Genomic DNA, 10286 nt, shown 5'->3' with positions numbered 1-10286 from the left:
TATAAGAGACAGCTTTCACGGAAAGCGTGGCCACGCCGCGCCGAATAGCCACGCTTTGCGTGAAAGTGCGCGAGACCGGGGCGGGGCCGGTGGGGTGGTCAGAGGTGGTTGTCGAAGGTGGCCAGGCCGCCGCGGGTGGCGTCGGTCGGGATGCGGTCCTTGGCCGCCGCGTCGCCGTAGAGCGACCACCGCAGGAAGTCGACGGTGGTCTCCGCGACGACCCGCAGCGCCGCGCCGTCGGAGAGCAGCGCCCTGCCGTGGTCACCCCTGGTGAGACTGAGCATCGCCTTCGGCCACGGCACCGCGTCGTAGACGGCCTTGCCCGCCGCGTACTCGACCACCTCGTCCCGCTCGCCGTGCACGAAGAGCTGCGGGGCGGTCGCGCCGGCGAACGCCGTACCCACGCCGAGCGACGTGCCGGCGAAGACCACACCGGCGTCCAACCGTTCGTCGCGCCCGGCGGTGAAGAGGCCGACCGTGGTCACCCCGCCCGCCGAGTGACCGGCCGCCGCCACCCGGTCGGCGGCGAGCCGGCCGCGCAGCGGGTCACCCGCGGCGGCGTCGAGCGCGAGCACGTGGGTCAGCGCGTACGACACGTCGGCCGGCTGGTTGAGCACGTCGAGCACGTTCCCGTCGGCGCCCCGGGAGGTGTGCGGGAAGGTCGGCGCGGCCACCACGAAACCCGCCGCCGCCCAGCGGGTGAGCAGGGCCGCGTAGTCGTCCGGCCGACCGCCCAGCCCGTGGCTGAACATCACCACCGGGAACTCCCCGTCCGCCACGGCGGCGGAGCGCTCCGGATCGCCCCCGGCCTCCCCGGCCGCCGGATACCAGACGGTCAGCGGAAGGGGGCGGTCGCCGTCGCGGTTCAGCTTCAGCTGTCGTACACCGACCGCGAAGTCCTTGGTGGGCGCCCTGCCCTCGGGCACCCGGGGAGCCGGCGTGGCGCTCGTCGACCGGTCCGGCGGGTGCGGCCGCTCGGCGGTGGGCGCCTTCCCGGAACAGCCCCCCACCGCGGCCGCCAGGAGAGCGGCGATGAGCAGGGCAGCGTTACCGCGACGGGACATGAGACCGATTGTGCCCGGACTGCCGGGTGCGCGGGCCGGGTAACGGGCTGACCGTGCGCCGACCGGCCGCTACGCGATGAGGGACGCCCGCAGGCGGGCGACATCGTCGGCGTCCTTCGGTCGGCGGGGGTGCTCCGGCATCCAGACCGGGAACATCTCCTTGAACTCGATCTGCGCCGCCACCGAGATGACCGGTGCGGTGTGTGGGCCGATCCTCCCGGGCGGGCCGTCCAGCATCCCCGCCGGAAGGGGCGTCCCCGCCCACGGGCCCGCGCCCACCTTGACCCGGCCGGCGGCGTCCCGGGCCAGGTACGCGAAGCTCACCTCGACGTCGCCCCGGAACAGGTCCAGCTGCACCCCGACCGGCATCCGGAGGTCGGGCCGCCAACCACGGCCGATCAGCGACGAGGCCAGGCGCTCCACGTCCGCGCGCCAGCAGTACCAGTCGACGTCGACGTGCGGCCGGGTCACCCGGCCGAGGTGGAAGTCCATCGCCCAGCCGCCGCGCAGCCACACCTCGACGCCGACCGCCGCGGCCACCTCGACCACTTCGTCGACGCTTGCCAACTGCCGCTCCGTGAGCCCGTCCACCCGCCGACCGTACAACCGGACCCGGCTCCCGGTGGGGTCAGAAGGGCCGGCGGGACTCGTACCGGGTCAGCGACGAGTTCGCGTCGGTGGGGAGGCGGTCACGGGCCGCCCGGTCGTCGTAGAGCGTCCACCGCAGGAAGTCCGTCATGGTGGCGAAGACCTGGTCGAAGCCCGGCTTCCCCGGGATGAGGTACTCGCCGTGGCCCTGCCCGAGCACGCTGACGAAGGCAGCCGGGCCGGGAGCGCGATCGTACGCCGCGCGCCCCACCTTCGGCGGCACGATCGGATCGGCGGTGCCGTGCACGAAGAGCAGCGGTGCGGGCTGTCCCGCGAGGCCGCCCGCCATCCCGCCGCCCGCGACGATCACGCCTGCGCGCAGTCGGGGGGAGTGGTCCGGGGTGAACATCCCAGCGGTGGTGTAGCCGCCCGCCGAGTGGCCGGCCGCCGCGAATCGGGCCACGTCGAGGTGCCCGGCGAGCGGGTCGTCCCGGCGCGAGTCCAGGCGGACCAGGTGCCGGATCAGCCGCCAGCAGTCGGCCGGCTGGCGTCGTACGTCCGCCCTGCTGAACCGGGCCGCGCCGCGCCGCGTGTGCGGGAAGGCTGGCGCGGCCACCACGAAGCCCGCCCCCGCCCAACGGCTGGTCAGCCCCGCGTGCAGCTCGGGCAGGCTGTCCAGCCCGTGGCTGTAGATCACCACCGGGAACCGTCCGGCGGCGACCGCGCCGCCCTGCGCCGGGTACCAGACGGTCACCGGCAGGGGACGCGCCGAGCCCGGGTCGAGGGTGAACGTACGCACGCCGACGGCGTACGTTCCCTCGGGGGCCCGGCGCGTCGGGGCCGGCTCCCCGGTGACGGCCCCGGCCGGCGCGCACCCGGCGAGGAGCACCGTCACCAGCGCGGCGAGCAGCCGCCTCGTCCCCATGGTTTCACGGTAGGGGCCCGTGGCCGGCCAAAGTCCCCGCCGTCCGGTTCCCGCCGGTCCACCCGGTGGCCGGGTCGCTCTCCACCGCCCGGCCCGGGCCCGGGCCGGCGATGCGGGACCACCGGCCCGGATCGGCTTCGCTAGGGTCACCCGCATGTCTGAGAACTACACCGACCCGAGCGGCAACACCGAGGCGTTCCGCGCCTTCGCCCACACCCCGGAGCCGGCGGCGCCGGCGGCCACCGCCAGCCGGGTACCGATGATCGTCGGCGCGGCAGTGGTGGTCGTGGTGCTGGTCGCGGTCGCCGTCTGGGTCGCGGTCGGCTGAGCGGTCAGGCCGTCCCCGCGATCTCACGGGCGGCGCGGGCGATCTCCCGCTCCTCGTCGGTGGCGACCACACAGACCGCGACCTCGGCCGCGTCCGGCGAGATGACCCGGTCGCCCTTCCCCGCGTTGCGCGCCGGGTCGACGGTGATACCGAGGCGCTCCAGCCCGGCCAGGGCCGATTCCCGCACCGGTGCGGCGTGCTCACCGACGCCGGCGGTGAAGGTGATCGCGTCGACCCGGCCGAGCAGCGCGTAGTACGCCCCCACGTAACCGGTGATGCGGCGGCAGTAGACGTCGAAGGCGAGGGCCGCCGCCGGGTCGCCGGCCGCCCGGCGGGTCAGCACCTCCCGCATGTCGTTGGCGCCGGCCAACCCCAGCAGACCACTGCGGTGGTTGAGCAGGTCGTCGATCTCGTCGACGGAGAGCCCGCCCTCGCGGCGCAGGTGGAAGATGACCGTCGGGTCCAGGTCGCCGCTGCGGGTACCCATGACCAGGCCCTCCAGCGGCGACATGCCCATCGAGGTCGCCACGCTCCGGCCGCCCGCGACCGCGCAGGCGCTCGCGCCGTTACCGAGGTGCAGGGTGATGGTGTTCAGCTCGTCGTACGGGCGGTCGAGCAGTTCGGCGGTGCGCCGGGAGACGTACGCGTGCGAGGTGCCGTGGAAGCCGTACCGGCGTACGCCGTAGCGTTTCGCGGTGTCCCGGTCCACGGCGTACGTCGCGGCGGCCTCGGGCAGCGTGCGGTGGAACGCGGTGTCGAAGACCGCGACCTGCGGCACGTCCGGCAGCGCCTCACGGGCCACCTCGATGCCGGCGAGGTTGGGCGGGTTGTGCAGCGGGGCCAGCGGCACCAGGTCACGGATCGCGGCGAGCACCTTCTCGTCGATCCGCACCGGCTCGCCGAAGCGCGTACCGCCGTGCACCACCCGGTGGCCCACCGCGGTCAGACCGGTCAGGTCCAGGCCGGAGATGACCTGGCGGACGGCGGTCTCGTGATCGGCGGGCCCGCCGCCCGGCTCGCCGATCCGCTCGACCGTGCCGTTCTCCCGCACCTCGTCGCCGTCGTAGAGCCGGTACTTCACCGACGACGACCCGCAGTTGAGCACCAGCACCCGGCTCATTCGACCTCCTCGGCCGGCACGGCGGCCTGGATCGCGGTGATCGCCACCGTGTTGACGATGTCCGGCACGGTAGCCCCTCGGGAGAGGTCGTTGACGGGGCGGCGCAGACCCTGCATGACCGGCCCGACCGCCACCGCCCCGGCGGAGCGCTGCACCGCCTTGTAGGTGTTGTTGCCGGTGTTCAGGTCCGGGAAGATGAAGACCGTCGCCCGGCCGGCGACCGCGCTGCCGGGCAGCTTCGTGGCGGCGACGGCGGGATCGATCGCCGCGTCGTACTGGATGGGACCCTCCACCAGCAGGTCCGGCCGGCGTTCACGGACCAGGGCGGTGGCCGCGGCGACCTTCTCCACGTCCGCGCCCGCCCCTGAGCTGCCGGTCGAGTACGACAGCATCGCCACCCGGGGCTCGATGCCGAACCGGGCCGCCGTGTCGGCCGACGAGATCGCGATGTCGGCGAGCTGGGTGGCGTCCGGGTCGCGGTTCACCGCGCAGTCGCCGTAGACCAGCACCCGGTCGGCGAGCAGCATGAAGAAGACGCTCGAGGCGACCGTGACGCCGGGCACGGTCCGGATGATCTCGAAGGCGGGGCGGATGGTGGCGGCGGTGGTGTGCGTCGCACCGGAGACCATGCCGTCGGCGAGGCCGGCCCGCACCATGAGGGTGCCGAAGTAGTTGGATTGGGCCACGATGTCGTGCGCCAGCTCCGCCGAGACGCCGCGGTGGGCGCGCAGCGCCGCGTACTCGGTGGCGAACTCGTCCCGCCACCGGCTCGTCGTCGGGTCGACGACGTGCGCGTCACCCACGTCGACGCCGACTTCCCGGGCGCGCCGGGCGATCTCGTCCGGGCGGCCCAGCAGGGTCAGCTCGGCGACGCCCCGGCGCAGCAGGATCTCCGCCGCGCGCAGGATGCGCTCCTCGCTCCCCTCCGGCAGCACCACATGGCGGCGCTGGGTGCGGGCCCGGTCGATCAGCTCGTTCTCGAACATCAGCGGCGTGACCCGTTCGGACCGGCTGACCCGGAGCCGGCCGGCCAGGTCGGCGGTGTCCACGTTCGCCTCGAACGCGCCGAGCGCCGCCTCGACCTTGCGCAGGTTGTCGGCGCTCGGCCGCCCCTCGATCCGGCTCGACGCGGCCACCGTGTCGTAGCTGTCGGTGCCCACCGAGAGCACGGCGAGGCCGGTGTTGAGCTGCTCCACCAGCCGCATCGCCCGAGGGTCCGGCCGCTCACCGAGGGTGAGCACCAACCCGGCCAGGGAGACCTGCCCGGCCACGTGCGCGGCGCTCGCCGCGACGAGCAGGTCGGCGCGGTCGCCCGGCGTGATCATCAGGGCCCCGGTGGTCAGGTGGTCGAGAAGGGTCGGCACGTGCGCCGCTCCCACCACGAAGTCGAGCACGTCCCGGCTGAGCGCCGCCTCGTCACCGGCGAGCACTGTGGCGTCGAGCGCCGCCGCCACCTCGGCCACCGTCGGCGCGGAGACGCTCGGCACCTCCGGGATGGCGTACGCGGAAACCGGCAGCTCGGGCAGGGCCATCGGCTCGGGCACCCGGTTGGCGATCACGGCGAGCACGGTGGCGCCCAGGTCCGCGAGGTCGTGGTACGCGCCTCGGGCGGCTGCCGCGATGGCGGCGGGCTCCTGGCCGAAACCGTCCACGACGGGTACCACGACGCTGCCGAACTCGGTGGCCAGCCGCGCGTTGAACGCCAGCTCCCGGGGGCGGGCCGGATCGCCCGTGTCGTCGAAGTCACTCCCCACCACGACCATCGCCGAGCAGCGCCGCTCGACGGCCCGGTACCGCTCGACGATGAGGGAGATCAGCTCCTCGCGGCGGCCGTCGGCGACCAGGGCGGTGGCCTCGGCGTACGTCGCTCCGGCCAGGTCCGGCAGGGGAAGGTCGACCCGGTAGCGCTCGCTGAGCAGGGCCAGGATCGGGTCGGGACCGGTGCCGGCGATCAGCGGACGGAACACGCCGATCCGGCCGACCTGGCGGGAGAGCAGTTCGGCCAGCCCGAGCGCGATTGTCGATTTCCCACCGCCGGAACCCACGCTGGTCAGGTACACACTCCGCGCCACGACCTCACGCTACAAGATCGCGGTCTGTCCCGTCGGGTCGAGCCCAGGGTCGACCACTGCCGGGCGGGTGCAAGAATGCCTGGTCAGCCGGCTGTTCGCGGCGCCCGTTCGGTGGGATCGACATCGGCGGTGGTGGGCCGTACGGACATGAAGACCCCTCGCTAGACTCGCCACCTGTGACCGACCGCCCGACCGTCGTCCAGGCCCTGACACGGAGTTCGAACGAGGCCGCGGCCGAGAGTTCGACGGCGGTGCAGGAATCGCCGGAGAGTTCGACCGGGAGTTCCCCGGCCGGGCAGGCCCTGCCCGCCGTGCCGGAACCGGCCCGGACCCCGGTCGGGCCGTCGGTCTCCGACGATACGACGATCATCATCAAGCCTGTCGTGTCGTCCTCGACTCGGACTCCGGCCGCGGCGGCGACGGTCTCCGACGATACGACGATCATCATCAAGCCCGCGGTGTCGGCCTCACGCCGGGCTCCGGCCCTCGCCGCGCCGGTCTCCGACGACACGACGGTCATCATCACGCCCGCCACCAGGCGCGTCGACACACCGACCATGCTGATGGCCGTGATTCCGCGGCTCCCGCCCGTCTTCGTCGACCCGACCGGACGGCGACGGTCGCGGCTGCGGCTGGTCGCGTACGCCCTCGGGCTGCTGGGGCTGCTCTACACGGGGCTCGTCGGGGCGAGCTTCGCCGGGGCGTCGGTGAGTCCCGGCTCCATCCTCCCCTTCGTCGAGTCGACGAAGCAGCCCTGGCAGCCGCCACCGATACCGGCCGCGATCCCGGATCCCACCCCGACCGGGTCGGAGCCTGCGCCCGAGGTCAGCACCAGCGTCCCCGCGTCGAGCCCCGCCGGACCGTCGTCGGCCGTCGAGGGGCAGCCGCCCGCCTCCACCACGGCGTCGGTGACCGAGCCGCATGGCTGACCAGCTCTCCGACGTCGCTCCTCCCCCCGCCGTTCGCCGGGTGCGCCGGGTCGTGCCGTCGCCCAGCTGGGCCGTGCTGGCCATGCTGCTCGTCGTCCTGGCCGGTGTGCTCTTCGTGGGGGCGTACGCGAACGCCGCCTTCGTGCCCGACCGCGAGCACACCGACCACGACCAGAGCCGGGTCCCCGCCGAGGTGGTGGACGGCGGGCCGATCATCGGCGCCGCCGACGGAAAGGTCCGCTCCTACCGCCTTCCGGCCCGGACCATCGCGCTCACCTTCGACGACGGCCCGGACCCGACGTGGACCCCGGAGATCCTGCGGGTGCTGGGGAAGTACGACGTCAAGGCCACCTTCTTCGTGATGGGTTCGCAGGTGGCCCGGCATCCCGAGCTGGTCCGTGAGATGTCCGTCGCGGGGCACGAACTCGGGGTGCACACCTTCACCCACCCGGACCTGGCCAACCTGCCCGGCTGGCGGCGACGGCTGGAGTACGCCCAGACCCAGCTGGCGATGGCGAGCGCGGCCGGGGTCGAGACCTCACTGGTCCGCTTCCCGTACTCCTCCTTCGCGAACGCCATCGACGACCGGGACTGGCCGTTGGTGACCGAGGCCGGTCAGCTCGGCTACCTCACGGTGCTCAACGACACCGACAGCCTGGACTGGGAGCGGCCCGGGGTGGACAAGGTGATCGCCAACGCCGTGCCGCCCGGCTACTCCGGCACGATCACCCTCTGGCACGACGCCGGTGGCGACCGGGCGCAGACGGTGGCGGCGCTGGACCGTTTCATCCCGCTGATGAAGGAACGGGGCTACCGGTTCACCACCGTGTCGGAGGGGTTGAACCTGGCCCTGGCGGCGGCCGGGGTCGACCAGCGGGTGGTCGGGAACCCGGTGGCCTCGACGGCGGACCGGTGGCGCGGCCGGTTCCTCGTCTGGGCCGTGCAGGGCGCCGACGGCATGCTCGGCCTCTTCGGGATCCTCTTCGTCCTCGTCGGCGCGCTCACCATCGGGCGTACCGTCATGCTTTTCGTGCTCGCGGCCCGGCACGCCCGCCGCCGCCGCTCGCCGGACTGGGCCTGGGGAGCGCCGGTGACCGACCCGGTGTCGGTGATCGTCCCCGCCTACAACGAGAAGGAAGGGATCGAGGCGGCGGTCCGGTCCCTGGCCGACGGTGATCACCCGGGCGGCATCGAGGTCATCGTCGTCGACGACGGTTCGACCGACGGGACGGCGGACATCGTCGACGGCCTGGGGCTGCCGAACGTCCGGGTGGTCCGTAAGCCGAACGGCGGCAAGTCCAGCGCCCTGAACACCGGGGTCGCGCTGGCCCGGCACGAGCTGATCGTGATGGTCGACGGCGACACGGTCCTGGAACGGGACTCGGTGCGGCGGCTGGTGCAGCCGTTCGCCGACCGGCAGGTGGGCGCCGTCGCCGGGAACGTCAAGGTGGGCAACCGCAAGAGCCTGATCGCCAAGTGGCAGCACATCGAGTACGTCATCGGGTTCAACCTCGACCGCCGCCTCTACGAGACGCTGCGGTGCATGTCCACGGTCCCCGGCGCCATCGGCGCCTTCCGCCGGCAGGCGCTGCGCTACGCCGGTGGGATGAGCGACGACACGCTGGCCGAGGACACCGACATCACCATGGCGATGGGACGCGCCGGCTGGAAGGTGGTGTACGAGGAGAACGCCCGGGCGTGGACCGAGGCGCCCGCGACCATGGGCCAGCTCTGGAAACAGCGGTACCGGTGGAGCTACGGCACCATGCAGGCGATGTGGAAGCACCGCCGCTCGCTCTTCGACCGTGGTGCCTCCGGTCGGTACACCCGGCGTTGCCTGCTCTTCCTGAGCCTCTTCGGCGTGCTGCTGCCGTTGATGGCGCCCGTGATCGACCTGCTGGCCCTCTACGGCCTCTTCTTCCTCGACCGGACCGCGACGGCGGTGGCCTGGCTGATCATGCTGGCCGTGCAGATGGTGACGGCGGCCGTGGCGTTTCGCCTGGATCGCGAGAAACTCGGCGTCCTGTGGGTCCTCCCGCTGCAGCAGTTCGTCTACCGGCAGCTGATGTACCTGGTGATGGTCCAGTCGGTCGTCACCGCGCTGACCGGGGGCCGGCTGGGCTGGCAGAAGCTGCGCCGTACCGGCCTGGAACCCGGCCTCTCCGCCGGGAGCCGCTGACGCCCGCAGGGCCGCACCCCGGTCGGCGTCGGCGCCGGTTGACGTCCGCGGGTTCGCGCGCCGCCCGCGCGCCGGTCAGCGTCCGCGGGCCCCGCGACGGTCAGCGTCCGTTGCGCGCCAGCCCCAGGGCGTACTCGGGCCACCACTCGCCGCTCTCCGGCTCGCCGGGGCGGCAGTCGCTGTCCGACTCGCCCGGGTACTTGACCCAGAGCAGCGCGTCCACCCGGTCCGGCCCGGGGTCGGCCGTCGGCTCCGCGCCCAGCGCCCGGCCGGGCGGGTTGCACCAACTGGGCGCGCCGCTCACCGTCGCGGCCGGATACGGACCGTTGCCGTTGCGGCTGGTGTCGATGACGAACCGGATCTCGCCACCGAGCTTGTCGGAGATCTGGTGGCCGTAGCGGACGTTCTCGTCCGTGCCGACGAAGTTCGCCACGTTGAGCGCGAACCCGTCCGCCTCCTCGACGCCGGCCTTGCGCAGAGCCGCGGCGAGCGCGCCGACGTCCCGTATCCAGGCGGGGTGGCCGGCGTCGAGGTAGATCCGGGCGCTGCCCGTGCTGCGCAGCACGGCTACGGCGTCCCGCAGCAGGGCGAGTCGCCCGCGGACGTCCCGGGGGCAGCCGTCGACGGCGTCCGGGACCGCCCCGGGTTCGAGGACCACGATGACCGGCCGGCCGTCGATGCCGGCCGCCAGCTCCCGGATCCAGCCCTGGTACGCCGCGGCGCTCGGAGCGCCCCCACTGCCGTCCCGGCCGCAGTTGCGCTCCGGCACGTTGTGCGCGACGAGCACCGGCGTCTGGCCGGCCAGCTCCGCCTCTTCGAGGAACTCGTTCACCTCGTCGCGCACCGAGTCCTCGTCGCCGGTCAGCCACTTCGCCGTCGGGCGGGTGGCGATCCGGCGCAGCAGCGCGGCGTCGTCGGCCCGGCCCTGCGCGTCGAGGCGCGCCGCCTCCTGGGCGGCCGGATTGTCGGGGTCGACGTAGAAGACCGGCGGTGGGGGTGGCGCGGAGATCGGCGGACCGGTGGGGGCCGCCGGCGGCGGCGTGGGCCCGCTGCCGCAGCCGGTGAGGAGGAGGGTGAGGGC

Annotated in this window: 10 protein-coding genes; 3 read left to right on the top strand and 7 right to left on the bottom strand. The window is 73.6% G+C overall.

Annotated elements, in window-relative coordinates; genetic code table 11:
- Positions 1-98: 98 nt before the first annotated feature.
- The 3 genes from E1211_RS26920 to E1211_RS26910 all read right to left on the bottom strand — a co-directional run bounded on the left by E1211_RS26920 (position 99) and on the right by E1211_RS26910 (position 2577).
- On the bottom strand, positions 99-1064 hold the full coding sequence (locus tag E1211_RS26920; RefSeq protein WP_132352164.1) for a chlorophyllase: 966 nt from the start codon (positions 1062-1064) through the stop codon (positions 99-101).
- Positions 1065-1133: 69 nt separating this feature from the next.
- Positions 1134-1655 carry a nucleotidyltransferase domain-containing protein gene (locus E1211_RS26915; protein WP_132352162.1) on the bottom strand — a complete coding sequence of 174 codons (522 nt, stop codon included), beginning with the start codon at positions 1653-1655 and terminating at the stop codon, positions 1134-1136.
- Positions 1656-1692: 37 nt separating this feature from the next.
- Positions 1693-2577: an alpha/beta hydrolase gene (locus E1211_RS26910; RefSeq protein ID WP_132352160.1), complete on the bottom strand. Its 885-nt coding sequence runs from the start codon at positions 2575-2577 to the stop codon at positions 1693-1695.
- Positions 2578-2731: 154 nt separating this feature from the next.
- On the opposite strand from E1211_RS26910, the gene E1211_RS32750 reads away from it, so the two are divergent.
- Positions 2732-2905 (top strand): hypothetical protein, encoded by a 174-nt coding sequence (locus tag E1211_RS32750; protein WP_165947353.1) that lies wholly within the window; start codon positions 2732-2734, stop codon positions 2903-2905.
- Positions 2906-2909: 4 nt separating this feature from the next.
- Here the strand turns inward: E1211_RS32750 and E1211_RS26905 are convergent, their stop codons facing one another.
- From E1211_RS26905 to E1211_RS33055, 3 genes are read right to left on the bottom strand one after another with little or no spacing between them, the layout of a single operon-like run.
- Entirely contained in the window at positions 2910-4025 is a 1116-nt protein-coding gene (locus E1211_RS26905; protein ID WP_132352158.1) for an acetate/propionate family kinase, read from the bottom strand.
- The gene (pta, locus tag E1211_RS26900) at positions 4022-6097 is read right to left on the bottom strand and encodes a phosphate acetyltransferase (protein ID WP_132352156.1); all 2076 of its coding nucleotides are present in this window, start codon (positions 6095-6097) and stop codon (positions 4022-4024) included. The genes E1211_RS26905 and pta overlap by 4 nt, the downstream gene beginning before the upstream one ends.
- A 4-nt stretch (positions 6098-6101) precedes the next feature.
- On the bottom strand, positions 6102-6647 hold the full coding sequence (locus E1211_RS33055) for a hypothetical protein (protein ID WP_132352154.1): 546 nt from the start codon (positions 6645-6647) through the stop codon (positions 6102-6104).
- A gap of 19 nt (positions 6648-6666) precedes the next feature.
- On the opposite strand from E1211_RS33055, the gene E1211_RS26890 reads away from it, so the two are divergent.
- The gene (locus E1211_RS26890; protein WP_132352152.1) at positions 6667-7026 is read left to right on the top strand and encodes a hypothetical protein; all 360 of its coding nucleotides are present in this window, start codon (positions 6667-6669) and stop codon (positions 7024-7026) included.
- Positions 7019-9205, top strand: a complete 2187-nt coding sequence (locus E1211_RS26885) for a bifunctional polysaccharide deacetylase/glycosyltransferase family 2 protein (RefSeq protein WP_132352150.1) — start codon at positions 7019-7021, stop codon at positions 9203-9205. The genes E1211_RS26890 and E1211_RS26885 overlap by 8 nt, the downstream gene beginning before the upstream one ends.
- Before the next feature lie 100 nt (positions 9206-9305).
- On the opposite strand, the gene E1211_RS26880 is transcribed toward E1211_RS26885, so the two are convergent.
- The coding region (locus E1211_RS26880) for a glycoside hydrolase family 6 protein (protein WP_371686205.1) at positions 9306-10286 on the bottom strand (981 nt) is incomplete at its 5' end.

The organism is Micromonospora sp. 15K316, assembly GCF_004348525.1.
Classification (GTDB): Bacteria; Actinomycetota; Actinomycetes; order Mycobacteriales; family Micromonosporaceae; genus Micromonospora.
Note: the sequence above shows the minus strand (reverse complement) of the source record. Positions and strands in the feature narration are given on the sequence as shown.

What these genes read in the sequence shown, in the direction of transcription:
- E1211_RS26920 (WP_132352164.1), bottom strand. Translation starts at nt 1,064, where the DNA reads ATGTCCCGTCGCGGTAACGCTGCCCTGCTCATCGCCGCTCTCCTGGCG.
- E1211_RS26910 (WP_132352160.1), bottom strand. Translation starts at nt 2,577, where the DNA reads ATGGGGACGAGGCGGCTGCTCGCCGCGCTGGTGACGGTGCTCCTCGCC.
- E1211_RS32750 (WP_165947353.1), top strand. Translation starts at nt 2,732, where the DNA reads ATGTCTGAGAACTACACCGACCCGAGCGGCAACACCGAGGCGTTCCGC.
- E1211_RS26905 (WP_132352158.1), bottom strand. Translation starts at nt 4,025, where the DNA reads ATGAGCCGGGTGCTGGTGCTCAACTGCGGGTCGTCGTCGGTGAAGTAC.
- E1211_RS26885 (WP_132352150.1), top strand. Translation starts at nt 7,019, where the DNA reads ATGGCTGACCAGCTCTCCGACGTCGCTCCTCCCCCCGCCGTTCGCCGG.